Genomic DNA, 26,256 nt, shown 5'->3' on the forward strand with positions numbered 1-26,256 from the left:
AGAGCGGGGGACGCGGACGCGCAGCCGCGCCTCGGTCGGAAATTGAACACCGCCCGGTTCCAGGGCATCCGCTTTCGCCTCGGCGTGGCCATGGCCCTGGCCCTGCTGCCGATCTTCATCCTGATCCTGATCCAGACCCAGGCCGACTTCAGCCAGCAGGCCGAAGATCGCAAGGTCGATCTGCAGCTGGCCGCCGAGCGCAGCGCCGGCAGCGCCAAGGCGCGGCTGGACGGCGCGCAGGTCCTGCTGCGCGCGCTGAGCCCCGACGCGCTCGGTCCCTATTGCGCGCCGCGTCTGACGGCGCTGGTTGATCGGCTGGAGGGCTATGAGGGCCTGTACCGCCTGAGCCCCACCGGCGAGGCGGTCTGCGCGTCGGGACGGCCTGACGGGGTTCGAGCCGGCCTCGCCCCCGCCGCCGGCGCCGACTGGTTCCAAAGACTGCGGCGTGGCGAGGATCTGGTCGTGGTTCGCGCGCCGGCCAACGCCGGCTATCCGGCGGCCCTGATCGTCGCCGTCCGTTCAGAACGTCCCATGGGCCGGTTCGACGGCGCCATGGCCGCCGTAATCCCCCTGTCCGCGCTTCAGCCGGACATCGAGGACCCCGCCCTGCCCTCGGCCTCCGAAGCCGCATTGACCGACGGCGCCGGCCGGATCCTGGTCGCCAGCGATCCCGCCGCCTTCCGCCTGGCGGACGGCGGCGACGTTTCGGGCTGGGTCGCCCGGGCGCGCGACGAGGGGACGGCGGTGTTCGCGGCCAAGGACAGCCGCAACCAGCGTCGCGACTACGCCGGAGCCGTGCTGGCCGGCGGCGACCTGTACGCCCTGCTGTCGGCCCCGGCTCCCGGCCTGCTATCCTGGGCGCGGCTCAATCCGATCGGCAGTCTGCTGCTGCCGCTGGGCGCCTGGCTGACGGCCTTTGCGGCGGTCATGCTGCTGTCGGAACGCATCTTCATTCGCTGGCTGGACTATCTGGAGCGGATCGCCGCCCTCTACGCCAAGGGCCGGTTCTCGGTGCGGCCGCTGCAGGCGATGAACGCCCCGGCCGAGATCCGCACCATGGCCCGCACCCTGGACGAGATGGCCGAGGCCATCACGGTGCGCGACCGCGAGCTGATGAATTCGATCGCCGAGAAGGACGCGCTGATGCGCGAGATCCATCACCGGGTGAAGAACAATCTTCAGATCATCTCGTCCCTGCTGTCGATGCAGCAGCGGGCCCTGACCGACGCCCCGGCCAAGGCCGCTCTGGGCGATACGCGCCAGCGGATATCGGCCTTGGCCCTGATCTATCGCACCCTGTATCAGAGCGACGACATCCGTCATGCCGACGCGCGCGACTTCCTGACGGAACTGGTCGGCCAGTTGGTCGCCAGCGAGGCGGGGCGCGGCCCGGTCGTCGTCAGTTCGGTGGAGGCGGATTCGCTGCTGGTCGATCCGGACAAGCTGGCGCCCCTGGCGCTGTGGCTGGTGGAGGCGGTGACCAACGCCCAGAAACACGCCTTCGCCGGGCGGGGCGGCGTGCTGAAGGTCCGGTTCCGAGTCCTTGGCGACACCTCGACGCTGGAAGTCGAGGACGACGGCCCCGGCGCCTCGGCCGGGGCGGAGGTCGGGGTCGGACGCACCCTGATGGGCGCCTTCGCCAAACAACTGCGCGGCGAGGCCGAGTTCATCGAGTCGCCCGGCGGCGGAGCGATCGCCCGCATGACCTTCGCCACGCCGGAAGCCCTGTCGCCGACCGACCCCGCGGACAAGTCGGACGGCCAGGACGGAACCGGGACTGTGCGGTCGCGTTGATAGGCCAAGACCGACAGACTCCCATGTCGGCTCAACCGGAGCTTTCTCATGCGCAAGATTTTCGTACTGGTCGCCGCCGCCGCCGCCCTGACCACCGCCGCCTGCAACACGGTCGAAGGCGTGGGTCGTGACACCCAGGCCGCCGGTTCGGCCGTTTCGGGCGCCGCCCAAGACGCCAAGAACTGATCTTTCTGCGGCGAATGTCGTATTGAAGATGCTTGCAAGGCCCCGCTTCGTCGGGGCCTTGTTCGTTTCAGGACTGCACCAGGAGAATTTCCGTGAACCAGACCGCCCGGAACGCCGGCCTCGCCCTGCTTCGCCAGCACGCCTTGATCGCCGGAGAGCCCGTGCCGGCCAACGGCGGGGGAATCGCGGTCGATGATCCGGCGACCGGAGAGATTATCGGCCATGTTCCCGATCTGGGCGCCGCCGAGACCGAGACCGCCATTCAGGCCGCCGCCGACGCCGTTCCCGCCTGGTCCCGCACCGACCCGCACAAGCGCGCCGCCTTTCTGCGCAAATGGGCCGAGTTGATCGACGAGAACGTCGAAGGGCTGGGCGCCCTGATGGCGCTGGAGAACGGCAAGCCGTTCGAAGAGGCCAAGGGCGAGGTGGTCTACGCCAACGGCTTCATCAAATGGTTCGCCGGCGAGGCCGAACGACTGATCGGCGAGACCCAGGACAGCCCGCTGGGCCATCTCCTGCTGACCTATCGCGAAGCGGTGGGGCCGTGCGCCCTGATCACCCCGTGGAACTTCCCGGCCGCCATGCTGACCCGCAAACTGGGCCCGGCCTTCGCCGCCGGCTGCACCGCCGTGGTCAAGCCGGCCAGCCAGACCCCTTTCACGGCCATCGCCCTGGCCGAACTGGCCTATCAGGCGGGCCTGCCTGTCGGCGCCCTGTCGATCGTGACCGGCGAGGCGGCGGTGATCGGCAAGGCCCTGACCGACAGTCCCCTGATCCGAAAACTGTCCTTCACCGGATCGACCGGCGTGGGTCGGAAACTGGCCGAGCAATGCGCCCCGACCCTGAAACGGGTGTCGATGGAGCTGGGCGGCGCCGCCCCGCTGATCGTCTTCGCCGACGCCGATCTGGACCTGGCCGTCGCCGAGACCATCAAGGGCAAGTTCCGCAACTCGGGCCAGACCTGCGTCTGTCCCAACCGCGTCTATGTCGAACGGTCGGTGTCAGAGGCCTATGCCGAGAAGCTCGCGGCCGAAGTGGCGAAGATCAAGGTCGGGAACGCCTTCGACGACGGGGTCAAGGTCGGCCCGCTGATCGAGGACAAGGCCGTCGACAAGGTCGAGAAACACGTTGCGGCGGTGCAGGCCGACGGCGGGCGGGTGCTGACCGGCGGATCACGCCATGAACTGGGCGGTCGCTTCTTCCAGCCGACGGTGACCCTGGGCGGAAACGACGCACTGTTCCGCGAGGAGGAGACCTTCGGCCCGATGATCCCGGTCTTCGCCTTCGACAGCGAGGAGGAGGTGCTGGAGAAGGCCAACGCCAGCGACTACGGCCTGGCGTCGTATCTGTTCACCCGCGACCTGGACCGGGCCATGCGCTTCAGCCGCCGCATCGAGGCGGGGATGTGCGGGGTCAACACCGGCCTGATCTCCACCGCCGTGGCCCCGTTCGGCGGGGTCAAACAGTCCGGCTACGGCCGCGAAGGCTCGATCCACGGCATCGACGAATATGTGGAGGTGAAGACGGTGACCCTGGCGTTGCGGTGAGGGTCACACCCTTTTTAGGGACCGGCTGAAATCGGCCACGTCCTGGATCATCAAGTCCTGACCTTCGAACCAGAAACGCGTCAGGGCTTCATGGTTCAGGGCGACCCACTCCAGAGCCTTGGGCGCGATCCGATTAAGATCGCGCTCCTCCAGACTGCTCGCCAGGACGCGAGGATTTGGACCTATCGAGATTGAGGCGCTGGGCTGGTGTCTACCCGTCTTGAGGTACAGTTTGATCCTCGGACCATGGCCGCCCAATGCGGTCGAAATGAAAATGGTCGCCAGCACGCCGGTCCAGTCAGGCGGGAGATTAGCCATCTCGACGACGTCCTCCTCGCCCAGAGCGCGCAGTTCCTCATCGAGCGTGGGCTCGCGATCCGTCCAGACGACGATGCTCTCTTCAACACCCATAGGTCGTATGATCCACACTGAACCGCACGAGTCAAATCACGCGAAGGCCCAACCGGCCGCCGGGTCGTCGTCCGGTGACGGCGGGCGACGACGGGCCGAAGGCCGCCCGACCCGGGGCGTGCGATTGGCGATCCGACGCCGGACCGCGGCCCGCCACTGATCCGTCTTCGCTTCGATCATCCCTCGAATGACCTGGACGCGAGCGTTCGCCGCGATCAGTCCGACAGCCGCCAGCACCTCGACATAGGCCAGGACGTCGCCGGCCATGAACAACGCCATTTCCAGCGGCAGAAGCTGAATCAGCATCACGGCGCCCAGCACGATGATCGCGGTCCTGAAGGCGCCGCGCGACAACAGGCGCAGGGTGGTGCTCACGACCAGACGGCGACTGCCCGAATGGAGAGTACAGGCCAGGCCGACGCAGACGATAAACAGCGGGAGAAGCGGCAGTCCGCCCGCCAGCACCCCCGGCATGGCGACCAAGGCGGCGGTGATCGCCAGGCCGAACCAGATCAAACCGTCGCGATCCACATATCCCCCAGACCAGATGTCCTCATTCGATCTGGGAACCGCCGATCACACCGGCAAGGCCCCGCGCTTGACCACCGACCGCATGGCCACGCTGGAGGAAACGCGGTGGACGCCGGGCAGGCGCGTCAGGGTCTTGGCGTGGACCCGTTCCAGATCGTCGACGTCGCGCACCACCAGCCGCAGCAGATAGTCGGCGCCCCCGGTCATCAGATAGCATTCCATCACCTCGGGGGCGGCGGCCACGGCCTGTTCGAAGGCGGTCAGGACCGCCTCGGACTGGGACGACAGGGTGACGGTGACGAAGACGCTGATCGGGAGGCCCACGGCCCGTTCGCTGATCACCGCCGCATAGTGATCGACCACCCCCGCCGCCTCCAGCGCTCGCAAACGACGAAGGCAGGCGCTTTCGGACAGGGCCACCTGGCGCGCCAGGTCGGCATTGGTCATCCGTCCGTCCTGCTGCAGCAGGCGGAGCATCTTCCTGTCAGTTCCGTCCAGTTCGACGGCGGAAACAGTCTTCATTTGGTCAATCCATCGCAGAGACTGCGCATGTACGGCGATCAGGTCGTCAAATGAACAGGATTCTGCGACCCGCTCGGCGCTATATGTGGCGCAACGGCGATCCGCCCGCAGAGACGGACGCTCCCATTATTTCCGGAGAGGTTCCCCCATGCGCGTCGGCGTTCCCAGCGAAATCAAGAAGAATGAACACCGGGTCGGCCTGACGCCGACGGCGGTGCGCGAATATGTGGCCCATGGCCATGCGGTCTCGGTCCAGACCGGCGCCGGCCTGGGCGCCGGTTTCACCGACGCCGACTACGAAAAGGCGGGCGCGACCCTGGTCGCCGACGCGGCGACCATCTTCGCCAACAACGACATGATCGTGAAGGTCAAGGAGCCGCAGAAGGTCGAGTGGGAGATGCTGCGCGAGGACCAGATCCTCTACACCTATCTGCACCTGGCCCCCGACCCGGAACAGACCAAGGGCCTGCTGGCGTCGAAATGCGCCGCCATCGCCTACGAGACCGTGACCGACGCGCGCGGCGGCCTGCCGCTGCTGGCGCCCATGTCGGAAGTCGCGGGTCGGATCGCCGTCTTCTCGGCCGCCGAGACCCTGCTGAAGCATAACGGCGGCATGGGCCTGCTGTTCTGCGGCGTGCCGGGCGTGGCCCCGGCGCGGGTGCTGGTGCTGGGCGGCGGCGTGGTCGGGCTGAACGCGGCCCGCATGGCCATGGGCCTGGGCGCCGAGGTAGTGGTGCTGGAACGCTCGATTCCGCGCATGGCCTATATCGACGAGATCACCGGCGGCCGGGTCATCACCCGCTATTCCTCGATCGGCGCGATCGAGGAAGAACTGATCAAGGCCGATGTGGTGATCGGCGCCGTCCTGGTGCCCGGCGCCTCGGCCCCGAAACTGGTCAAGCGCGACCATCTGAAGACGATGAAGCCGGGATCGGTGCTGATCGACGTGGCCATCGACCAGGGCGGCTGTTTCGAGACCTCGCACGCGACGACCCACGAAGACCCGACCTATGTCATCGACGGCGTGGTCCACTATTGCGTCGCCAACATGCCGGGCGCCGCGCCCCGCACCAGTTCCGAAGCCCTGAACAACGCCACCCTGCCCTTCGGCCTGGCCCTGGCCGACAAGGGTCTGGACGCCCTGAAGGCCGATCCCCACCTGGCGCGTGGCCTGAACGTGCTGAAGGGCGAGATCACCTATCCGGCGGTGGCCCAGGCCCTTGGCCTGGAATGGAGCGATCCGTTCGGCGTCTGGGCGCGCGGCTGATCTAGACCGTCAGGGAGACCCCGGCCGCGCCCAGATCGCGGCCGGCGCTCTCGATCGCCCGCACGGCCTCGGCTGCAGCCTGCGCCGCCTGGTCGGCGTGCTGGCGCAGGGCGGGGTCGGTCTCGGCCTGGTGCTGCGCCCGCTTCGCCATGCTCTTGATCTGGCTCGCCAGATTGCGGGCGTCGGACAGGAAGTCGCGATCTTCCTGCTGCGCCGCCCCGCGTCGTGACTGCTCAGCGACGCGCGCCTGGGCTTCCGCCGCCATGCGCCGATACGGATTGTCTTCAGACTGGGTGGTTTCGGGATTTTTCTCGCCCTCGCCCTCGCCCTTGGGCGCCGCAGCATCCTCATTCGCGGGCGGGGCGGGAGGCTCCGCCGCGATGGGCGTCTCCGTGGACGCGGTCTCGGTCGCACCGACGCTGGGGTCCGCCGCCGGCGCCGCATTGGAGGCCGCCGAAGAACCGGCGTCGGCGCCGCCGATCTCCACCGACGCGCCGCCCGATCCGCCGTACATTTTGACTGCGGACTTCAGTTCCTTCGCCAACTGGGCCAGCAGTTTGGGATCGGCCGAGCCGCTCATCTGCAACATGCGGATGCGGGCCTTGATCTGTTCGATCTTCTGCTTGGCGGCCGCCTTGCGCTGTTCCTGGGCGTCCTTAGCGGCGGCGGTGTTGCGCTGCTTCAACGTTTCGACGGCGGAGCGCGCATCGCGCAGCCTGGCCTCGGCGCGCTCCTGCGCCTGTTTTTCGCGCTGGACCCGGCCCTCGGCCAGGACGCTGGTCATGGATGTCGCGCTGGACAGGTTCATGACAGAGAATCTCGTCTGCACCGCTTAACGCTCCATGAACGGCACAGCTCGGCTAGGAAGCAGACAGTAAAACCGGGGGTTGCGACGACAGGCGTGGTCATCTAGCTCTGAAACATGACCCTGTTCGCTCTTCTGGCCGCCCTGACGACCGCCCAGGCCACGGCTTCAGCGCCGCCCGTGGTTTGGGAAACTCCGCCCCGCATTGAAATGCCCGCCAAGGCGCTGGAGACGGGCGTGAAATCCGGCGTCGTGGTTCTCCGGTGCGACTTCACGGCCAACGGCATCCCCACGAATTGCCTGATCGTGTCCGAGACGCCGGTCGGCCAGGGTTTCGGCCGCGAAGCCCTGCGCGGGGTCAGGACTGGCAGGGCTCAATCCGGTCAGGCAGGGATGCGCGAAATCACCCTGACGTTCGAGACACGCTGAACCGAAGGTCACGCCTGTAATTCGCCGTCGTCTTGCGGCATAAGCCCGCGATGAAGTTCCTCGACCAGGCCAAGATCTATATCCGCTCCGGCAACGGCGGCGCGGGCTCCGTGTCGTTTCGACGCGAGAAATTCATTCCCAACGGCGGCCCCGACGGCGGCGACGGCGGCAAGGGCGGCGACGTCTGGATCGAGGCGGTCGACGGGCTGAACACCCTGATCGACTATCGCTACCAGCAGCATTTCAAGGCCCAGACCGGCCACCACGGCCAGGGCCGCCAGATGCACGGCGGCAAGGGCGACGACGTGCATCTGAAGGTGCCGGTCGGCACCCAGGTGCTGGACGAGGACAAGGAGACCGTGCTCCTGGACATGGACACGCCCGGCAAGATCGAGCTGTTGCTGAAGGGCGGCAACGGCGGTTGGGGCAATGTGCGTTTCAAGGGGCCGACCAACCAGGCGCCGACCTACGCCAACCCCGGCCAGGACGGTCAGGAGCGGTGGATCTGGCTGCGGCTGAAGCTGATCGCCGACATCGGCCTGGCCGGTTTGCCGAACGCGGGCAAGTCCACCTTCCTGTCAGCGGCCAGCGCCGCCAAGCCCAAGATCGCCGACTATCCCTTCACCACCCTGGCGCCGAACCTGGGGATGGTGGACCTGTCGCCGTCCGAGCGGTTCGTCATCGCCGACATTCCCGGTCTGATCGAGGGCGCCAGCGAGGGCGCGGGCCTGGGCACGCGCTTCCTGGGCCATGTCGAGCGCTCGGCCAGCCTGATCCACCTGATCGACGGCACCCAGGACGATGTGGCCGGGGCTTACCGGATCATCCGGGGCGAGCTGGAAGCCTATGGCGAAGGTCTGGCCGAAAAGGCCGAGATCCTGGCCCTGAACAAGATCGACGCCCTGACGCCCGAGGCGCGCGAGGAGAAGGCGGCCGAGCTGGAGGCCGTCGCCGGTCGTCGGCCCATGCTGGTCTCGGGCGTGTCGGGCGAAGGCGTGGCGGCCCTGCTGCGCGCCGCCTGGGCCGAGGTGAAGAAGACCCGCGGGGCCCTGGCGGGCGAAAGCGACGTCGACCAGACCTCGGGCTGGCAGCCTTGAAATCCCCCGCCCATCCCGGCGCGGATCGGGATGGGCGGGTGTGGCGTGCGAACGTCACCTGCGGATTTCGCCGGGGAAAACGGCACGGCGAATGAGCGGACAACGGATTTCGGTGCTATGCGTTAACCCGTGCCAACGGTGAAGCTGGAGCACTCCTCCCCCATGCGTCGATTCCTCATTTGGTCCGCCCTGGCCGCCCTGATCGGCCTGATCCTGGCGGGGCTCGGCTACTGGGCCTACTGGAACTTCTATTCGCGGTTCCAGCCGGTCACGATCAGCCGCAACCAGGCCCAGATCCAGCAACTGCTCGACGAGGCCTCCTGGGTGTCGGGCGGCGGCGGGGGCGAACCCCTCTATATCGTCGGCTATCGCGACAGCGCGTCGGCCCAGCGCTATGAGCAGGAGGAGGTCGCCAAGCTTCAGGCCGCAGGGGTCGAGCCGCGCGTCATCCTGTTCGCCCGCGCCGACCGCGAGGGCCTGGCCCAGTCCACCGCCGCCGAACGGGCCACGATCGCGGAACTGTGGCTGACCCGCGACTGGTCCCTGTACCAACGCTGGACGGCGACGCCCGCGCGGAACTGGACCGCCGCCGGCATCCCCCAGGCGGACGGCAATCTGGCCCGCTCGGCCGTGGTGGACGCCAGCCGCCAGTTCGACGAACGCCTGACCGCCCTGCTCAGCGACGCCGGGGTGCACATCACCTATCCGTTGATCCTGTGGCGTGACCGCGACGGCTTCCTGAAGGCCTGCGGTTGCGCCGACAGTCGGTCCTGGGCCTTCATCCGTGACGATCTGAACGCGCCCGACCGCGTGGGTCAGGCGACGCCGGTCGACGAGCTCCCGGCGGCGGAAGCCTATCCGGGCGACGGAAGCCCGGCCGAAGCGGGCCAGACCCCGGCCATGCCCTATCCGGCCCTGCCGGCGATCCCGCCTGCGAACGGGCAGACGCCAAACGGCCAATCGCCGAACACGCCGCCGAACGCCGGGACGCCGCGCCAAACCCCGCCGGCGACGACGCCCCGCGCCGCGCCCCAGGCCAAGAAGCAGGACGACACCACCTTCTTCTAGGGGAGGCTGAAACCCTACAGGGCGCGGCAGGCCGCGATCAGCCGATCCACGTCAGCGGCGTCCTGATACAGGCCGAAGCCGAACCGGATCACGTCGTCGCGCACGTCCGTCACCACGCCGGCCGCCAGCAGGTCCGCCCGCCAGGCCGGAGCGTCGTCGTGGCGCAGGGCCAGGAAACGGGCGCGGGCGTCGTCGCCCTGGACCGGGTTCAGCATCTCGGCTGCGCCGACCGCTCCGGCCTCTCCGGCCTGAAGCGCCGCCTGGAATTGCATCGCCAGCGCCCGACTGTGGTCCGCCACGTCCGCCGTGGTCAGCCCGGCTTCTCTCAACATCCGGCGCACGGCGTTGAACCGGTACAGGGCCGAACTGTCGAAGGTCGCGCCCCAGAACCGGCCGCCGTCCGAGCGATACTGGACCGCGCCCGGCGGGCCGGACAGATCCCCGAACTCGGCGAACCAGCCGGTGACCACCGGCCGGGGCGCAAAGCCGTCGGGGGCGTGCAGGAAACAGGCCCCCTCGCCCGCCATGGCGTATTTATAGCCGCCGCCGACATAGAAGACCCGGTCCGCCACGGCCGACAGATCCGTCGGGGTCGCCATGAAGCCGTGATAGCCGTCGATCAGGACCCACGGGCCCTCGGGCCGGGCCAGGGCGGCCAGGGCCTCGATCCCGTCGAACAGGCCTCCGGTGCGGAAGAAGATCTGGCTGACCAGGATCCAGTCGTGACCGCCCGCTGCGGCCGCCGCGACGAACCGCTCCGCGAAGGTGTCGAAGGGCGCCAGGGGCACGCGGGTGACCACGGCCTGACCCGCCTCCTCCCAGCGCTCGGCCTGACGCCGGAACGAGTGGAACTCGCCGTCCGTGGACAGTATCCGCACCGGCTGGGTCTCGAAGGCCGAAAAGACCCGCAGCAGCAGGTCATGGGTGTTGGGCGAAAACACCACGCTGTCCGGCGAGGCCAGGCTCAGTTCGCGCGCCACCTCGGCCTGGGCCTGGGGGACGATCTCGTCGAAGATCAGGTCCCATTTGCGGTCGGCGTGCCGATTGGCGTCAAGCCAGGCCTGTTGCTGGGCCTCGAAACTGACGTCGGGCCACAGGTGATGGCTGTGGGCGGCGAAATGCAGGCGCTCCGGCGCAAGGGCCAGGGCGCGGGAAAAGAGGGGCTTGAACGACATGGGCGCACCATGACCGCTTCGGCGCCGCCCGTCGATATCAGCGGCCCTTGCGCAGGCCCAACATGCCCAGCCACCCGCCGCTGGTCAGCAGGGCCACGTCCAGCAGGGCCAGGGGCAGGGGGGTGGATACGGGCGCAGCGATGAACCGGGCCTTCCAGTCCGGCGCGAACTTGGCCTTGTAGCTGCGCAGACCCTGGAAGCCGTACAGGGCGCCGCCCTCCTCGAACACCAGGGCGCCGACGCGGGCGAAGACGGGGGCGACGCGACGATCCTCCAGCCCGGCCAGGGGCGCCATGCCCAGGTCGAAGGTGGCGATCCCCTCGGCCTTGGCCCACTGGACGCAGCGGATGAACAGATAGTCCATCACCCCATGCGGCGCTTCGGGCGTATAGCGCATCAGGTCCACCGCCGCCTCGCCCGGCGTGACCAGCAGATTGGCGAAGGCCACGATCCGCTCGCCCTCGCGCACCACCGCCAACGGCGTCAGGTTCAGATAGTCGATGTCGAACCGGCCCAGGGAGAAGGACTTCTCCGCCCCGTTGTGCAGGCCCATCCAGGCGTCCGAAATCGCCTTCAGCTCAGGCTCCAGCGCCCTGGCGGCGCCGGCGGGCAGGATGTCGAAACTGGCCCCCTCGCGTTCGGCCCGGTTCACGGCCGTGCGCAGGTTCTGCTTGCTCTTGCCCTCCAGGGCGAAGGCCTCGGTGCGGATCACCGCCGTCTCGCCGACCTTGCGCATGGCCAGGCCCATGGTCGCCAGTTCGCTGAGGATATCGTCCCCGACCGAGTAGAAGACCGCCGCACCGCCGTAGCTGTCGGCCAGTTCGGTGAAGGCCCACAACAGCTCCTGGCGTTCCGCCAGCGCCCCTGCCGGTTCGCCCATGGCGATCCAGCGCCGGCCCCGCACCCGATAGGCCAGGAAGCTGCGGCCCGAGGGGCTGAACAACAGGGCCTTGTCGCCCAGCATGGCCAGCCAGGCCTCGGGCGTGGCCTCTTCCGCCGCCTCCAGGGCGATGCGGGCGCGTTCGATCTGGTCCTTCGAGGCCGGACCGTGACTGTCGGCGCCCGGCGAACTGAGCAGGGAGCGTCCTGCGACCAGCAGGGTCAGCAGGGACAGGACCAGACCCGCCCGCAGGAAGCCCGAGGCCTGGCGATCCACCAGGAACCGCCACCACAGCTCGTCCGAATAGGCCACGTCGCGATAGGCGAAGAAGCCCAGCCACAGCATCGACCCCACCACCGCGATCAGCAGCAGCAACCAGCCGGGCCGCAGGGGCTCGCTGAGACGCGAGCGGCGGTTGAAGGCCGTGCGACACGGCGCCAGCAGGGCGGCGACGAGCGCCAGATCGACGGACTCTTCCCAGTCCAGCCCCTTCAGAACCGAGAAGACGGCCCCGACGGCCAGCACCGCCAGGGCCGCCCAATAGGCGCCGCGGCGCCGTCGCCACAGACCGGCCGACAGCAGGATCAGCATGAATCCGGCGATGCTGGCCACAAAATGGGACAGGTCGATCAGGATCGGCGACACGACGCCGGTGAGTTGCCGCAACCGGTCGTCGAACTCTGGCGTCACCGCCGAAATGAGCATCAGCGCCCCGGCGCAGAAGGCCACCACGGCGAAAACCTGAGGGGTCAGCTCATAGGCGAGCCCCAACAGCCTGCGCAGCAGGCCGGGGACATAGGCGTTCCGGCGATTCACGCGGCCTCCTGCCGATTCGACGCAATGCCGCACCTTAGACCAGGAATCGTCCAACCGGGGCAGGTTCAGGGTCATTTTGGGGCCGACGAAACAATCCGTAACATGGTGGGTTTGGTGATTGCGGGCGCCGGGCCCGTGCAACCGGATGTTCTCCCATGAACTTCAAGACCGCCATTCTGAGCAGCGCCGCCGCCGCCTTCCTGATCGCCTCGCCCGCCCTGGCGCAGGAAATCGCTCCCGCGGCCCCCGCAACCCAAGACGCCCCCGCTCAGCCCAGCCTGTCGTTGACGCCCGGCACTTCGGTGCACGGTCCCGATGGCGAACTGGGCAAGCTTGAAGGCGTTCAGAACAACGCCTCGGGCGCCCAGGAACTGACAGTTCGCGGCGCCGACGGCCAGCTTCGCGCCGTGCCGCTGAACGGCATCCGCCAGGACGGCGCCAATGTGGTGGTGGCCTATACCAAGACCGAGTACGACGCCGCCGCCCCGATCGCTGGCGCGCCGCCGCCTCCGTCCGCCGCAACGACGCCCGCCCCCGCCGCCGATCCTTCGGTCATGCCCGCCGAGCCTGCCGCGCCGATGACGGCCGAACCGGCCCCGACTGGGCCGATCCCCACGGAACCCACCACGACCGAGCCTGCCGATCCGTCGGGCAGCAGCGACCCGATGGCCCCGCCGACCGGCGACCAGCCCCAGCGCTGATCCATGACCGCCTGGGCTCGAGCCTGAGCCACAGACGTCGAGAAGGCGGCCGGGACATCCCGGCCGCCTTTTCCGTTGTCACCTGACAGGAAGGACCGTTCCATGATGCGTTTCGCAACCCTCGCGGCCCTGGCGGCCACGGCCGTCCTGGCCCAAACCGCGTGGGCCCAAACCGCGTCGACTCAGGTTGACGGTCAGGACAAAGCGCCGCCCTCGCGCCATGTCGATACGCCTGCCGAAGCCCCTGCCCGCTCGGAATACGCCCCCGCCGAGGTCGCCGTCGGCGCAACGGCGCGGGGATCGAGCGGAGAGGCGCTGGGCCAGGTCGTGGGCGTCAGTCGGGGGTCGGGCGGCCGTATCGACGGCTATCTGATCCGTCTGCCCGACGGATCGACCCGCCTGCTGCCCGCCGACGCCGCCACGGTGCAGGGCGGCGTCCTGATCGCCGCGCAGGGCGACTTCCGTCCCGCCCCCGCGGCGCAATAAGCCGGTCGAAACATACAAAAAGGGCGGCTCTCGCGAGCCGCCCTTTCGTTCATTCTCAGTCCAGAGGGACGATCAAGCGCGACGCTTGACCAGACCCAGAAGGAACAGAAGGATGATGGCGCCGATGGTGGCGACGATGGTCGAACCGATCCAGCCGCCCCAGGCGAAGCCCAGCGCATTGGCGACGAAGCCGCCGATCAGGGCGCCGATGACGCCGACGATCAGATTGGTGATCAGGCCGTGGTTGCGGCCCATGATCTGTTCCGCGAGCCAGCCCGCGACGATGCCGATGATGATCCAGGCGATAATGCCCATGGTGTAGGTTCCTTCCTGTGAAGCCAAGCTGGGGAGTAAATGCACGCGGCCGGATTGGGTTGCGATCACGACATGCAGAGTTCGATGAGCCGCGAAACTCGCCCCTGACGCGACCTGCGGCACGCGGATTGCGGCGTGGCGGGCGAACCGTCCCGTGTCGGGACAGGTCTTCAGATAAGGCATTGAGGGTCATGGCCACCGACATCGATCTCCACCTGGGCCGCCGCCTGCGTCGCCGCCGCCGCCTGCTGGGCCTGACCCAGCAGCAGTTGGCCGTTCAGGTCGGCATCCGCTTCCAGCAGATCCAGAAATACGAATGCGGCGCCAACCGCATCTCGGCCGCCCGTCTGTGGCAACTGGCCGAGGCGCTGGAGACGCCGGTCAGCTATTTCTACGACGGCGTGACCGAGGCGCTGGAGCGCAAGGACGCGGCGCCGGGAACGTCCGCCGGAGGGGGCGAGATGTTCTCACGCAAGGAGACGCTGGACCTGATCCAGGCCTACTACCAGCTGGGCGAACGCCCGCGCCGACGCCTGCTGGATCTGGCCAAGTCCCTTCACGACGTCAACGACGCGGTCGCCTGAACGAATAGGGCGCAGGCGTTGCGGCCGGGGTTCTCTGCACGGGGCGATCCGCGCTAAGAGCGCCCATGATCGAATTCGAATCCTTCGCCGTTGAACTGGCGCACGAGGCCGCGCGCGTCACCCTGCCCTTCTTCCGCTCGGGCATCGGGCATGAGGACAAGGGCGGGGCGGCGGGCTTCGACCCCGTCACCGAGGGGGACAAACAGGCCGAGGCCGCGATCCGCCGCCTGATCGCCGCCCGCTATCCCGACCACGGCGTGATCGGCGAGGAATACGGCGAGGACCGGCCGGACGCCGAGCACGTCTGGGTTCTGGATCCCATCGACGGGACGCGGGCCTTCATCTCGGGCCTGCCGCTGTGGACCACCCTGATCGCCCTGCGCGTCGCCGAAAAGCCGACTGTGGGCTTGATCGCCCAGCCCTATCTGGACGAGATCTTCATCGGCGGCCCGTCCGGCGCCCGCCTGTTGCGCGGCGCGACCGAGCGGCCCCTGGCCGTGCGGGCCTGCGAACACCTGACCGAAGCCGTCATCTCGACCACCGACCCCGACATCTTCAACGGCGCCGAACGGGGCGCCTGGACCCAGGTCCGCGCCGCCGCCCGCCTGGCCCGCCTGGGCTGCGACGCCTATGCCTACGCCATGGTGGCGGCGGGCCAGATGGACCTGGTCGCCGAAGCCAGCCTGAAATCCTGGGACTGGTCCGCCCTGGTCCCCGTGATCGAGGCCGCCGGCGGCCGGGTCGTCAACTGGCGCGGCGATGCGCCGGACGGCAGCGGGCAGATATTGGCGGTCGGGGATGAGCGGCTGATCGACCAGGCCCTGGTGACGCTGAAGCGCGCGGCGGGGTAGCGGGCGGAGGGGTCGGGAGCAGACTTTGGGATTGTCGGCAGAGGGTGGGAAGCGGACAATCACGCCCGCGCGCGCCCGCTGGACCAAGGTTCGAATTTCCGACAAGCTGGCCCACTATGGAATGGTCCAAACTCGCGTATTCAGCCGTCTTTGCGGGCTGGCTACTGTTAGCTTCGTGCAGCGAGCCGCACAACAAACCCACCCTGGAGGCGGCCCAAAGCGGTTCTGATGGCGACACCTATTTGGGAGTGCCGCTCAACGTAGAGCGAGGCGATGTAAACTGTGGCATAAGCGCCACCGCCCCGACCGTCGTATCAGTGGGGGAGACCGGAAACCGTGTCGAAGCCTCGATCTGGACAGCTCGCTGCGATGCAGATCCGCCGAAGCAAGACGACGGCTTCGCGTTAGATGTCGAATTGTTCGATTGCCGCGATCGAAAACACATTGCGCTCGAATCTGTTGATGGAGACATCAGCTATAAGCCGTATTCCGTCAGAAATGGCAGCGGCCCGCCGGGGCTGGACCCGAACCCGGAACTAGCAACCCAAGCTACCTTCCTTCTGCCACCGCAGCCGCGCGGGCGGGTCCTGACGTTCAGGCTTACGAGCCAGAGACCTGGCTGTCGGGCAATGGTGACCATACCACCAACGCACGTCGCCGCACTGGACGCTTGGGAGCAGGACAACTACCGCAGCTTCCAAGCGCTTAATCGAGACCTCAGCCAAAGAGCAACGCCTTAGGTCAGCTACGGGTCGGTTTGCGAAATGCGCGTCGGCACCGAAATCTGACCTTGCCTCACTTCAGCGGCAGGAACAGTCTCGGCCGCACCCCCACCGTCATCCTCGGGCTTGACCCGAGGACCGGGCGCTGATCGGATTCTGCGTCAGGCCCTTCGCACAAGCGGCGGTGCCCTCGATCCTCGGGTCAAGCCCGAGGATGACGGGTTGGGCGTAAGCCCCCTCACGCCACCGACGGCGTCTCTTCCGTCACGTCCTCGATCCTGGCTGACGGATCGACGGGGGGCAGGTCCTGGATCGGCGAGACGTAGTCGGCCATGGCGTCGAACTCGTCCAGGAAGACGGCGCGCTTGTCGTCGGCTTCCATGATGACTTCGTGCAGGGCGCCGGGGACCTCGACATAGCGGCCGCGGCCCAGGCGTTTGGCGGCCCAGCGGTTGGTCTGTTTCCACACCACGTCGTCATTGTCGGCCTGGACGACGGCGACCGGAATCTTGACCATCTTCAGGGCCTTGGGCTTCAGCGCCCGCTCGCCGGCGTCCAGGGCGAAGGCCAGCCAGCCGTAGGTGGGGCCGCCGATGGCCAGGTGGGGGCAGGCGTACAGCTGCTGGCGCCACATCTCGTAGCGCGCCTCGTCCGAAGTCAGGGCGTCCTCGGCGAAGGTATGGTCGAACGGATCATCCGGGTCGCCCAGGATATAGTCGCCCGCATGGCCGTGGCGGATGTTCCAGCGGACCGCCAGCTTGACCGACCACATAGACCGTTTGCCGGTCTTGATGCGCAGCATCGGGCTGGACAGGACCGCCCCCGAGAACCGGCTCTCGCCGGCTTCCAGCGACAACAGGTTCAGGCAGGCGCCCATCGAATGGCCGACCATGACCCAGGGCTTGGGGCACTGGTCCTCGAAGGCGTCCAGCAGCCGGCCGTAGTCGTCCAGAAACTCTTCCACCGCGCGGGCGTGGCCCTTCAGGCGGTCGGGCAGGAGCCGGGCCGACAAGCCCTGGCCGCGCCAGTCGTGGGCCAGGACGCACCAGCCGCGCGCCAGGAAATTGCCGATGACCTCGAAATATTTCTCGATCGGTTCGGTGCGGCCGGGGCTGAGCACCACCGTGCCGCGCGGCTTTTCGGCGGTCAGGTGCGACGGCGTCCACAGGGCGGCGCGCAGCCGCATGCCGCCGGCCCCACGGTACCAGTCGCCCTTGCCGCCCGGCGGCGAAGACGCGCCTGGAACCCCCATCAGGGGGGCGTTGGCGGCGAAGGCTTGGGCGCGGTTCACTCGGGTTTCCTGAATTTCAAGGTCATGCGGTCGCTCTCGCCGATCTCCTCGTATTTGGATCGGTCGAAGGCGGGGTCGGCGGGGTCGCCGCGGGGGGCGGTCAGACGGGTCGGCGGCAGGGTGTCGACGCCGAACGGATGATCCTTGGTGTCCTTCTCGTTGGCGTTGACCTCGGAGGCGGCGACGAAGACGAAGCCCGCCTCTGCAGCCAGCTGTCGGACGAAGGCCTCCTGGACATAGCCGTTGGCCGCCACCGGATCCTGGTCCTCTTCCGGGGCCAGACGGTGCTGTTCGACGCCCAGGACGCCGCCAGGCTTCAGGGCGGCGAAGGCGTCGGAGAAGGCCTTTTCGGCGATCCCGGCCGCCATCCAGCCGTGCAGGGTGCGCATGAACAGGCACAGGTCGGCCGTGCCCGCCGGAGCCACCGGGCCGGAGGCGGCGCCGAAGGTGGTGAACTGGGGCTCGCCATACAGTTTCTTGTCGGCGCTGAACCGGGTCTGGAAGGCGGCGTTCAGGGCGGCCTGGGCCGGATCGGCGGTCGGCCCCTCCGGGAACAGGGCGGCGATATAGGTCCCCTGGCCCCGCGTCAGATAGGGGGCCAGGATTTCAGTGTACCAGCCGCTGCCGGGCCAGAATTCGACCACCGTCATGCGCGGTTGCAGCCCGAAGAAGCGCAGGGTCTCCATCGGATGGCGGAAGGCGTCGCGGGGCCGGTCCTGGGCGCGCCACGGACCGGCGACGGCCCATTCCAGCGATCCTTCGGGCGGACCGGCGGGGGCGGGCGGCGCCTCGGGGGCCTCCTCCTTCTTGGGGCCGCAGCCGGCCGCGGCGATCAGGGCCAGAGCCGCGGCGCCGGACAACAGGAACCGGCGCGACGGGTCGCTGGAAATCGCAGAAAGAGCAGCCATCAAAACACCCCCTCGGAACGCCGGGCCCCGTGTCCGGCAAACCTTGGTCGAACGGGCATAAGCAGGTTCGTGGCGCGGGTCAAAACCCGACTATTCCGGTTTGCGGAAACGCAGGGTCATGCGGTCGCTTTCGCCGACCGCATCGAAGGTCGCGCGCTGATCGGGGGTCAGGGCGGCCGAGCCGTCGCGGGCCTGGGACTGGCGCACCGGCGGCAGGGTCCAGACGCCGAACGGGTGGTCGTGGTCGTCCCTGGGATTGGCGTTCAGCTCGCTGCGGGCCTCCAGGACGAAGCCGGCGTCCTGGGCTTCGTGGATCACATAGCTTTCGGGCACATAGCCGGTGGAGGCGACGTCGGCGACGTTCAGGCCCTCGGCGCTGCGGTGCTGTTCTACGGCCAGGATCCCGCCGGGCTTCAGGGCGGCGTAGAAGGCCTTCAGATAGGGCTGGGTGCGGCCGTCGCGCGACCAGTTGTGGAAGGCGCGGGCCACCAGAATGAAGTCGACCGAGCCGGCCTCGACCCCCATGCCCTCGAGCGGGCGACCGACCCCGACATAGCGACCGCCGGTCGCCGCGGCATAGGGCTCCAGGATATGCCGCCACCAGCTGGCGCCGCCCGGCTCGATCTCGACCACCGTCATGCCCGGCGTCAGGCCCCAGAAGGTCAGGGCCTCATAGGGGTGACGGGCGGCGTCGCGAGCCCGGTCGGCGGCGGGACGGGTCTGGGCGGCGACGGCGGCCTTCAGGGCCGTATCCTCCTCGAAGGTCGGCATGGCGCTGGACAGGGCCGAGCGCGGCGGCGTCCAGGCGCCTTCGGTCTGGGCGGGCGGTGGGGCCGGAGATTGGGCGGCGGCCATCGTCGGGGCGACGGTCGACAGCAGGGCGGAGAGGCCGAGGGCGGCGAGACGCATGGGCGTGTTCCTTGATCCGGTTCGCCTCTCCTTACGGAGCATCGCGGCCGGCGCAAATGACGATCCCGAGACGCCGACGATTTGCCGCGTATTCCACCCCCTTGACGCCGGTTCGCCGCATCCCATTTCAGTGTCCGAGAGCGCCGGTTCCGGGCTCTCCAGACCGACGGCGCCGATTTCGGGTCGCCGGGCTGAACCCCAACCGTCCGGGCAAACCGCCGGGCGGCTCAACCTTGCTGATCCTCAGGAGGATGCCGATGCGTACCTATGATTTCACCCCGCTGTACCGTTCGGCCGTCGGTTTCGACCGTCTGGCCAATCTGCTGGAAACCGCCGCGCGGACCAGCCAGGACGGCGGCTATCCGCCCTATAATATCGAGACCACGGGCGAGAACGCCTATCGCATCGAGATCGCCGTCGCCGGATTCTCTCCCGACGAGCTGAATATCGAGGTGAAGGAAAACCTGCTGACCGTGACCGGCCGCAAGACCGCCAACGACGACGCCGAGGCGCATAAGACCTATCTGCACCGCGGCCTGGCCGAGCGCGATTTCGAGCGCCGCTTCCAACTGGCCGACTATGTGGTCGTGAGCGAGGCCAATCTGGTTAACGGCCTGCTGTCGATTTCGCTGAAGCGCGAACTGCCCGAGGCGTTGAAGCCCCGCCGCATCGAGATCGGCGCCGGCCAGCCCCTGATCGAGGGCAAGGCCCAGACCAAGGTGGAAGACAAGGCGGCCTGATCCGCCTTCGGACCCGAGACTATGGAAGGGCGGCGTTCGCGCCGCCCTTTTTCTATGCCGACTTTTGGGTCGCCAGATGCGCGAAGGCGGCGACCACCTGTTCATAGGCCGGGCGTTTGAACGGCACGATCAGGTCGCAGGCCTCGGACAGGGCGCCCCAGCGCCAGGCGTCGAACTCGATCTCGTCGTCGGCTTGCAGGTCGATCTCGCTGTCCTGTCCGGTGAAGCGGAAGGCGAACCACTGCTGGCGTTGACCCACGAAACCACGCCAGGCCTTGGGATTGTTCATCGCCTCGGGCGGGAAATCGTACAGGATCCAGTCGTCGGTCCGCGCCAGATATTCGACCGAGGTCACCCCCGTCTCCTCGCGCAGTTCGCGCAGGGCGGCGGCCAGCAGATCCTCGCCCTCGTCCACGCCCCCTTGCGGGAACTGCCAGTTATGCGGACCGGGCGTCGCATGGCGGCGGCCGTACCAGACCTGGCCGTCGGCGTTGAACAGCACGACCCCGACATTGGGGCGGTACAGACTGAGGTCGGTCATCGAGTGGCGAGTGGCGCGTGGCGAGTGGCGAGGCCGCGCGGCCACATCGACGCGCTTAGCCGGCGAGAGTCCTCACTCGCCACTCGCCACGCGCCACTCGCCACTTCTCAGCGCCCCGGCCGCAGGGTCATGGCCGAGGCGGGCGCCAGTTGCAGACCGCGCTGTTCCAGACCGGCGGTCCAGCGAGCGGCGGCCTCGACCGTCACCGGATAGGAGAAGCCGGTCCCCAGGGCCGAGCCGCGCAGCTTGGCCTGGGCTTCCAGACTGTTCAGGGCGGCGATGATGGCGGCGGGGGACTGGGTCTGATCGATGACCTTGTCGGCGCTGGCGCGGGCCCAGGCGCCGGGACGGCGCTGGAACGAACCGTCGTCGAGGAAGGCGATCCCGCGCTGGCGCAGGGTCGAGAGGAAGGCGCTCATCCCCGTGTCCGAGGTGGCGAACCGGTCGCCCAGATAGTTGGTCACGCCGAAATAGCCGACAGCGCGGCCCAGCAGCCAGTCCATCTTGGCCTGGACGTCGTCCGGGGTTCCGCTGGCCAGCAAGGTGTAGGGGCCGGGGTCGTTGTCGGGATAGCCGGTGGGCTCCATCGGCATTTCCAGCATGACTTCGTGGCCCTGGGCGCGGGCCTGGTCGATCCAGGACTGGAGATTGTCGGCATAGGGCACGAAGCTGAGCGTCACCTCGGGGGGCAGGCGTTCGATGGCCGCGCGGGTGGTGACGGCGTTCAGCCCCAGGCCGCCGACGATCAGGGCCACGCGCGGCTTGCCGTTCGAGCGGAACGGACGGGCATAGGCCTGGGCCGGAACGCGGCCGTCGGGCGCGATCATCGGCAGGGGGCCGCTGGGACCGGGTTGCGACAGGCCGGCGATCGGCGCCTTGGCCAGCGGAGACGCCGCCTGGACGGGGGCGCTATAGCTGGCCCCGCCCGCGACGGTGGCCCCGTCCGGCAGGGTGATCACCGCCTCGCCGCCTGCGGCGCCGCTGGGGTCCCCGGTTCCGGTCAGGTCCTGATACAGGCCCATGGCCCCCATGGAGAAGGCCTCGAACCCGGTCGGGGCCGGGGCGGGCGCGGCCTCTTCACGATGCAGGGCGATCCGGGCTGAAGGCGTGCCGGCGCGCGGGTCGCCGAGGACGGTCAGAAACAGGGCCGTCGCGGACAGCAGGAAGAGGCCGGAAAGCCCCGCGATCACCGGCGGCTTCTTCAGCGCGGCGACGACAGGTTTCAGGCTCGGCTTTCCACGCGCCGCGGGCGGAGAACCGGCGGCGGCGGCGAGGGCGGACTGGCGTTTGGCGAACATGGACACGGGGCGGAATCCTTCACGCCCAGTCTTGCATCGCGCCGGTTAAGAAACCCTAACGGCGGGTTCACCATGACCTTTCCTATCGCGACCTGTCATGGAACGTGCGTTGACGGGGGCGTTTCGGCTCTTTCACATGCCGGTCTCCCCGCTGCCGACTAGGACATGCCGATGATGACCCCCGCCGCCGACGACGCCCTGCGTGAAGAAGTCCGACTGCTGGGCGGCATTCTGGGCGAGGTCATTCGTCAGGAAGGCGGCCAGGATCTGTTCGATCATGTCGAGGCGGTGCGCCAGGCCTCGGTCGCCTATCACCGCGACCCGGCCTCGCATCCGGCCAAGCGGCTGGAGAAGCTGTTGACCGCCATGACGGTGGATCAGGCCGCCGGCCTGGCCCACGGCTTCGCCCTGTTCTCCCTGCTGGCCAATATCGCCGAGGATCGCGCCACCCGCCGTCGCGCCCAGGACCAGGTCGTGGCCGGCGCCCGTCCCGATACGCCCGAAGGCGCCCTGCAACGGCTGGCCGAACAGAAGGTGGACAAGGCGGCGGTGCGCGCCCTGCTGGACGAGGCCCTGATCTCGCCGGTCCTGACCGCCCACCCGTCCGAGGTGCGGCGCAAGAGCGTCATCGACCGGATCGCCGCCGTCAGCGACATGTTGGACGCCTGCGACAAGGCCGGCGACGCCTGTTCCGCCGCCCAGATCAACCAACCCCTGCGCCGCCAGATCGTCATCCTGTGGGCCACGCGTCTGGTCCGCACCCAGGGACTGGTGGTGCAGGACGAGATCGACACCGTCGTCTCCTTCCTGGACCGCATCTTCCTGCGCGTGGCGCCGAAGCAGTTGTCGGCCTGGCGGCGTCTGCTGGACGCCCCGGACCTTCAGCCCTTCATGCGGGTCGGCACCTGGGTCGGCGGCGATCGGGACGGCAATCCGAACGTTGACGGCGCCGTGCTGGCCGCCGCCTTCCGCACCCAGTCCCGCGCCGTCCTGGGCTATTACCTGGAAGAGGTTCACGCCCTGGGCGCCGAGCTCAGTCTGGCGGCCGAACTGGCCCAGGTCTCGCCGGAACTGGCCGTCCTGGCGGACGCCGCCCACGACCCGTCCCCCCATCGCGCCGACGAACCCTATCGACGCGCCCTGACCGGCGTCTACGGCCGCCTGGCCGCCACCTATGAGGCGCGGGGCGGAACCCCGCCGCCCCGCCGCGCCGTTGTCGCCGCCGAGCCCTACCCCGGCCCCGACGCCTTCGAGGCCGATCTGAAGATCATGCGCGACAGCCTGGTGGCGTATAATGGCGAGGTCTTCGCCGACGACCGGCTCAGCGACCTGATCACCGCCGTCGAGATCTTCGGCTTTCACATGGCGACCCTGGACCTGCGCCAGAACTCGGACGTCCACGAACGGGTCGTCGCCGACCTGCTGAAGACGGCCGGGGTCTGCGCCGACTATTCCGGCCTGGACGAAGAGGGGCGGCTTTCGGTGCTCGCCGCGGAACTGGCCTCGCCGCGCCTGTTGTTCAGCCCCTATGCCGAGTATGCGGCCGAAACCCTGAAGGAGCGCGGCATTCTTCAGGCCGCCGCCGAGGCCCTGGCCGCCTTCGGCCCCCAGGCGATCCGCACCCATATCGTCTCCAAGACCGACGCGGCCTCGGACCTGCTGGAGGTCTATCTGCTGCTCAAGGAGGTCGGCCTCTATCGCCCCGAGGATCCCGCCGCCTGCCCGATCCAGGCCGCCCCCCTGTTCGAGACCATCGAAGACCTGCGCGCCTCGCGTCCGACGCTGGAGCGCCTGCTGAAGGAGCCGTCCGCCCTGGCCGTCGCCAAGGCGCGCGGCGTTCAAGAAGTGATGATCGGCTATTCGGACTCCAACAAGGACGGCTCGTATCTGACATCCGGCTGGGAGTTGCACGAGGCCTCGCGCGCCCTGGTCGAGGTGACCAAGGCCGCCGGCCTGAAGCTGCAGCTGTTCCACGGGCGCGGCGGCACGGTCGGGCGCGGCGGGGGTTCGTCCTTCGCCGGGGTGCTGGCCCAGCCGGAAGGCACGGTCCAGGGCCGCATCCGCACCACCGAACAGGGCGAGGTCATCGCCAACAAGTACGGCGAGCCCGAGATCGCCCTGCGCAACCTCGACGCCCTGACCTGCGGCGCCGTCCTGGCCTCGCTGGACCAGGGCAAGGATCACGTCTTCACCGCCGACCACGGCGCCACCCTGTCGGACCTGTCCGCCCGGTCGATGGCCGCCTATCGCAAGCTGGTCTATGAAACCGACGGCTTCGTCGACTATTACCGCGCCGCCACCCCCATCGCCGAGATCGCCGATTTGAAGATCGGCTCGCGCCCGTCATCGCGCACCGCCTCGACCCGGATCGAGGATCTGCGCGCCATTCCCTGGGTGTTCAGCTGGTCGCAGAGCCGGGTCATGCTGCCCGGCTGGTTCGGTTTCGGTTCGGCCGTCCAGGGCCAGGACATGGCCGAACTGAAGGCCATGGCCGAGGTCTGGCCCTTCTTCCGCACCCTGGTCCAGAACATGGAAATGGTCATGGCCAAGTCGGACATGACGGTCGCCCGCCGTTACGCCACCCTGGTGCCCGATCCGGCGCTGGCGGCGCGCATCTATGGCGAGATCCGCGACGAGTGGCAGAGAACCCACGACGCCGTCCTGGCCATCACCGGCCATGACAGGCTGCTGGGCGGCCAACCGGAACTGGATCGGCTGATCCGGCTGCGGATGCCCTATGTCGAGCCGCTGAACCATGTGCAGATCGAACTGATCCGCCGCCGCCGCGCCGGGGATGAAGACCCCCGTGTTCGCGAGGGGATTCTGCTGGCGATCAACGGCGTGGCGGCGGGGCTGCGCAACAGCGGCTGATTACAGCCGCAACCATGACGACGATTTAATCCGCCTGTCTTGGATCGGCGGCTGAACCCTCATTGAGCTGTTACACAACACGCGTATTGCGCCTTCGTCGCCGTTTCGAGCGATTATCTTTCTCTTTAGGAGCAAAGCGATGAAGGTTCTCTCCCCCGTTCTCTTCGCCGTCGCCGTCCTGTCCGTGTCCCCCGCCCTGGCCCAAAGCGATGACGCGCGGATCGCCTTCCGCGATCTGGACCTGTCCTCGGCCGCCGGCGCCGCCGCCTTCGACGGCCGCATCGACCAGGCCGCCGCAGACCTGTGCCGCAACTTCACCGTTCCGGGCAGCCGGATCGTTCGCAGCCACGCCTGCCGCTCGGCCGTTCGCGCCGAGGCGATGCGCCAACTGCCGCGTTCGCGCCAGGTCGACTACGCCCGCGCCCCGCGCGACGCCCGTCAGGTCGCCCAGGTCGTCGGCCTGTTCGCCAACAGCTGATCCAAGACCGGCGAAGGGCGCACGACGCCCTTCGCCGCATCGGCCGGCCTACAGCCACTTCGTGCGTTTGAAGGTGATGTACAGGCCGACGCAGACCGCGACGATCAGACCCATCACGACCGCATAGCCGTAACGCCAGTGCAGTTCCGGCATGAATTCGAAATTCATCCCATAGATGCCGGCGATCGCGGTGGGCACGGCCAGAAGCGCCGCCCATGAGGCCAGCTTGCGGGTGATCACCCCCTGCCGCTGCTGTTCCAGCAGATTGGCGACCTCGAACACCGAGGCCAGGATGTCCGTCAGCCCGTTCAACCGGCTGTTCACCCGACGCACATGGTCGGCGATGTCGCGGAAATAGGGTCGGATGTCCGGGTCGATACAGGGCAGGTCCAGCGACTGCAGCCGACCCGCCACCTCCTCCATCGGCCCCAGGATGCGCCGGAACTTCAGCAGTTCGCGGCGCAGGGTGAACAGGCGACGGATCTCGCGCCGCGACAGGAAGGCCTCCAGCGCGCGCTGCTCCAGCTCCAGCACGCTGTCCTCGGCTCCGTCGACGATCGGCACATAGGCGTCGGCGATGAAGTCCAGCACCCCGTGCAGGACGAAGTCGGGACCGGCGCGAAGCTGTTCGGGGGAGGCCTCCAGCTGGGCGCGCAGGGCCGTGTGCGACCGGGCCGAGCCGTGGCGAATGCTGATGACGTGGTCCGTGCCGACGAAGACGTGGGTCTCGCCATAGCGGATGACGTCGTCCACCTTTTCGGCGGTGCGGGCGACGACGAACAGTTCGTGGCCATAGACTTCGACCTTGGGCATCTGGTGGGCCGACAGGGCGTCCTCGACCGCCAGGGGGTGCAGGTGGAACCGTTTCACCAGAACGTCGAACTCGGCGTCGGTCGGCTCGTGCAGGCCGATCCAGACGAATTCGCCGGGTTTCATCGTCAGGCCTTTTTCCGTCAGCGGCGCCGCCCGCACGCGCTTGCCGTCACGATAGACGTAGGAGGCGACGACGGACATGCGGGCTCTTCTCTCGGCG

Annotated in this window: 28 protein-coding genes; 15 read left to right on the forward strand and 13 right to left on the reverse strand. The window is 68.4% G+C overall.

The genetic code is table 11. The annotated features are described in order from the left end of the window. The first annotated feature begins 90 nt into the window (after positions 1-90). From ACP7CK_RS06925 to ACP7CK_RS06935, 3 genes are all read left to right on the forward strand, one after another. Positions 91-1,794, forward strand: a complete 1,704-nt coding sequence (locus tag ACP7CK_RS06925; RefSeq protein WP_292150045.1) for a sensor histidine kinase — start codon at positions 91-93, stop codon at positions 1,792-1,794. Positions 1,795-1,842: 48 nt separating this feature from the next. Next, positions 1,843-1,980: an entericidin A/B family lipoprotein gene (locus tag ACP7CK_RS06930; RefSeq protein WP_008264300.1), complete on the forward strand. Its 138-nt coding sequence runs from the start codon at positions 1,843-1,845 to the stop codon at positions 1,978-1,980. A 92-nt stretch (positions 1,981-2,072) separates the two neighbouring features. After that, entirely contained in the window at positions 2,073-3,527 is a 1,455-nt protein-coding gene (locus tag ACP7CK_RS06935; protein ID WP_426025538.1) for an NAD-dependent succinate-semialdehyde dehydrogenase, read from the forward strand. 3 nt (positions 3,528-3,530) lie between these two features. Here the strand turns inward: ACP7CK_RS06935 and ACP7CK_RS06940 are convergent, their stop codons facing one another. Genes ACP7CK_RS06940 through ACP7CK_RS06950 form a run of 3 tightly spaced genes read right to left on the reverse strand, consistent with a single transcriptional unit; the run spans position 3,531 to position 4,991 of the window. Then, positions 3,531-3,938 carry a hypothetical protein gene (locus tag ACP7CK_RS06940; RefSeq protein ID WP_154726096.1) on the reverse strand — a complete coding sequence of 136 codons (408 nt, stop codon included), beginning with the start codon at positions 3,936-3,938 and terminating at the stop codon, positions 3,531-3,533. A 36-nt stretch (positions 3,939-3,974) separates the two neighbouring features. Beyond that, positions 3,975-4,469, reverse strand: coding sequence for a hypothetical protein (locus ACP7CK_RS06945; RefSeq protein ID WP_426025539.1), 495 nt, complete (start codon positions 4,467-4,469; stop codon positions 3,975-3,977). A gap of 45 nt (positions 4,470-4,514) precedes the next feature. Beyond that, positions 4,515-4,991, reverse strand: a complete 477-nt coding sequence (locus tag ACP7CK_RS06950) for an Lrp/AsnC family transcriptional regulator (RefSeq protein WP_008258826.1) — start codon at positions 4,989-4,991, stop codon at positions 4,515-4,517. Positions 4,992-5,139: 148 nt separating this feature from the next. On the opposite strand from ACP7CK_RS06950, the gene ald reads away from it, so the two are divergent. Beyond that, complete coding sequence (gene ald / locus ACP7CK_RS06955; RefSeq protein ID WP_154726098.1) at positions 5,140-6,258, forward strand: alanine dehydrogenase; 1,119 nt, start codon at positions 5,140-5,142, stop codon at positions 6,256-6,258. A 1-nt stretch (position 6,259) separates the two neighbouring features. Here the strand turns inward: ald and ACP7CK_RS06960 are convergent, their stop codons facing one another. Continuing rightward, a complete protein-coding gene (locus ACP7CK_RS06960; RefSeq protein ID WP_426025540.1) occupies positions 6,260-7,066 on the reverse strand; it encodes a hypothetical protein in 807 nt (268 codons plus the stop codon). 114 nt (positions 7,067-7,180) lie between these two features. On the opposite strand from ACP7CK_RS06960, the gene ACP7CK_RS06965 reads away from it, so the two are divergent. The 3 genes from ACP7CK_RS06965 to ACP7CK_RS06975 all read left to right on the forward strand — a co-directional run bounded on the left by ACP7CK_RS06965 (position 7,181) and on the right by ACP7CK_RS06975 (position 9,657). Continuing rightward, positions 7,181-7,492 (forward strand): energy transducer TonB, encoded by a 312-nt coding sequence (locus ACP7CK_RS06965; RefSeq protein ID WP_008260429.1) that lies wholly within the window; start codon positions 7,181-7,183, stop codon positions 7,490-7,492. A gap of 50 nt (positions 7,493-7,542) precedes the next feature. Further along, entirely contained in the window at positions 7,543-8,589 is a 1,047-nt protein-coding gene (gene obgE / locus ACP7CK_RS06970) for a GTPase ObgE (protein ID WP_426025541.1), read from the forward strand. A 162-nt stretch (positions 8,590-8,751) separates the two neighbouring features. Beyond that, positions 8,752-9,657, forward strand: a complete 906-nt coding sequence (locus tag ACP7CK_RS06975; protein WP_292150036.1) for a hypothetical protein — start codon at positions 8,752-8,754, stop codon at positions 9,655-9,657. Positions 9,658-9,671: 14 nt separating this feature from the next. Here ACP7CK_RS06975 and ACP7CK_RS06980 read toward each other — a convergent pair whose 3' ends face one another. Together ACP7CK_RS06980 and ACP7CK_RS06985 are read right to left on the reverse strand one after the other, a co-directional pair. Beyond that, positions 9,672-10,832 (reverse strand): class V aminotransferase, encoded by a 1,161-nt coding sequence (locus tag ACP7CK_RS06980; protein WP_292150035.1) that lies wholly within the window; start codon positions 10,830-10,832, stop codon positions 9,672-9,674. Between the two features lie 37 nt (positions 10,833-10,869). Beyond that, positions 10,870-12,528, reverse strand: a complete 1,659-nt coding sequence (locus tag ACP7CK_RS06985; protein ID WP_008260454.1) for a GNAT family N-acetyltransferase — start codon at positions 12,526-12,528, stop codon at positions 10,870-10,872. 155 nt (positions 12,529-12,683) lie between these two features. On the opposite strand from ACP7CK_RS06985, the gene ACP7CK_RS06990 reads away from it, so the two are divergent. After that, entirely contained in the window at positions 12,684-13,229 is a 546-nt protein-coding gene (locus ACP7CK_RS06990) for a hypothetical protein (RefSeq protein ID WP_426025542.1), read from the forward strand. A 102-nt stretch (positions 13,230-13,331) separates the two neighbouring features. Continuing rightward, entirely contained in the window at positions 13,332-13,715 is a 384-nt protein-coding gene (locus ACP7CK_RS06995) for a hypothetical protein (protein WP_426025543.1), read from the forward strand. Between the two features lie 72 nt (positions 13,716-13,787). Here ACP7CK_RS06995 and ACP7CK_RS07000 read toward each other — a convergent pair whose 3' ends face one another. Next, complete coding sequence (locus ACP7CK_RS07000) at positions 13,788-14,030, reverse strand: GlsB/YeaQ/YmgE family stress response membrane protein (protein ID WP_008258823.1); 243 nt, start codon at positions 14,028-14,030, stop codon at positions 13,788-13,790. Positions 14,031-14,221: 191 nt separating this feature from the next. On the opposite strand from ACP7CK_RS07000, the gene ACP7CK_RS07005 reads away from it, so the two are divergent. The 3 genes from ACP7CK_RS07005 to ACP7CK_RS07015 all read left to right on the forward strand — a co-directional run bounded on the left by ACP7CK_RS07005 (position 14,222) and on the right by ACP7CK_RS07015 (position 16,205). Beyond that, entirely contained in the window at positions 14,222-14,614 is a 393-nt protein-coding gene (locus tag ACP7CK_RS07005) for a helix-turn-helix transcriptional regulator (protein WP_035309925.1), read from the forward strand. 65 nt (positions 14,615-14,679) lie between these two features. Then, positions 14,680-15,465: a histidinol-phosphatase gene (hisN, locus tag ACP7CK_RS07010; protein WP_426025544.1), complete on the forward strand. Its 786-nt coding sequence runs from the start codon at positions 14,680-14,682 to the stop codon at positions 15,463-15,465. 116 nt (positions 15,466-15,581) lie between these two features. After that, positions 15,582-16,205: a hypothetical protein gene (locus tag ACP7CK_RS07015; protein WP_426025545.1), complete on the forward strand. Its 624-nt coding sequence runs from the start codon at positions 15,582-15,584 to the stop codon at positions 16,203-16,205. A gap of 220 nt (positions 16,206-16,425) precedes the next feature. Here the strand turns inward: ACP7CK_RS07015 and ACP7CK_RS07020 are convergent, their stop codons facing one another. The 3 genes from ACP7CK_RS07020 to ACP7CK_RS07030 all read right to left on the reverse strand — a co-directional run bounded on the left by ACP7CK_RS07020 (position 16,426) and on the right by ACP7CK_RS07030 (position 19,295). Continuing rightward, positions 16,426-17,478 (reverse strand): alpha/beta fold hydrolase, encoded by a 1,053-nt coding sequence (locus tag ACP7CK_RS07020; protein WP_426025546.1) that lies wholly within the window; start codon positions 17,476-17,478, stop codon positions 16,426-16,428. Next, positions 17,475-18,386 carry a class I SAM-dependent methyltransferase gene (locus ACP7CK_RS07025; protein WP_426025547.1) on the reverse strand — a complete coding sequence of 304 codons (912 nt, stop codon included), beginning with the start codon at positions 18,384-18,386 and terminating at the stop codon, positions 17,475-17,477. The genes ACP7CK_RS07020 and ACP7CK_RS07025 overlap by 4 nt, the downstream gene beginning before the upstream one ends. A 90-nt stretch (positions 18,387-18,476) precedes the next feature. Then, entirely contained in the window at positions 18,477-19,295 is an 819-nt protein-coding gene (locus tag ACP7CK_RS07030; protein WP_426025548.1) for a class I SAM-dependent methyltransferase, read from the reverse strand. Positions 19,296-19,552: 257 nt separating this feature from the next. On the opposite strand from ACP7CK_RS07030, the gene ACP7CK_RS07035 reads away from it, so the two are divergent. Continuing rightward, positions 19,553-20,035 carry an Hsp20 family protein gene (locus tag ACP7CK_RS07035; RefSeq protein WP_426025549.1) on the forward strand — a complete coding sequence of 161 codons (483 nt, stop codon included), beginning with the start codon at positions 19,553-19,555 and terminating at the stop codon, positions 20,033-20,035. Between the two features lie 52 nt (positions 20,036-20,087). Here ACP7CK_RS07035 and ACP7CK_RS07040 read toward each other — a convergent pair whose 3' ends face one another. After that, complete coding sequence (locus ACP7CK_RS07040) at positions 20,088-20,576, reverse strand: RNA pyrophosphohydrolase (RefSeq protein WP_426025550.1); 489 nt, start codon at positions 20,574-20,576, stop codon at positions 20,088-20,090. Between the two features lie 107 nt (positions 20,577-20,683). After that, a complete protein-coding gene (locus tag ACP7CK_RS07045; protein WP_292149452.1) occupies positions 20,684-21,874 on the reverse strand; it encodes a divergent polysaccharide deacetylase family protein in 1,191 nt (396 codons plus the stop codon). A gap of 171 nt (positions 21,875-22,045) precedes the next feature. Here ACP7CK_RS07045 and ppc point away from each other — a divergent pair, with 171 nt between their 5' ends. After that, positions 22,046-24,745, forward strand: coding sequence for a phosphoenolpyruvate carboxylase (ppc, locus tag ACP7CK_RS07050; RefSeq protein WP_426025551.1), 2,700 nt, complete (start codon positions 22,046-22,048; stop codon positions 24,743-24,745). Positions 24,746-24,884: 139 nt separating this feature from the next. Next, the gene (locus ACP7CK_RS07055) at positions 24,885-25,223 is read left to right on the forward strand and encodes a UrcA family protein (RefSeq protein WP_426025552.1); all 339 of its coding nucleotides are present in this window, start codon (positions 24,885-24,887) and stop codon (positions 25,221-25,223) included. Between the two features lie 48 nt (positions 25,224-25,271). Here ACP7CK_RS07055 and ACP7CK_RS07060 read toward each other — a convergent pair whose 3' ends face one another. Continuing rightward, the gene (locus ACP7CK_RS07060) at positions 25,272-26,237 is read right to left on the reverse strand and encodes a magnesium and cobalt transport protein CorA (RefSeq protein WP_426025553.1); all 966 of its coding nucleotides are present in this window, start codon (positions 26,235-26,237) and stop codon (positions 25,272-25,274) included. Positions 26,238-26,256: the final 19 nt, after the last annotated feature.

Origin of the sequence: Brevundimonas sp. TSRC1-1, from assembly GCF_049898245.1 — a bacterium.
Taxonomy (GTDB): domain Bacteria; phylum Pseudomonadota; class Alphaproteobacteria; order Caulobacterales; family Caulobacteraceae; genus Brevundimonas; species Brevundimonas mediterranea_A.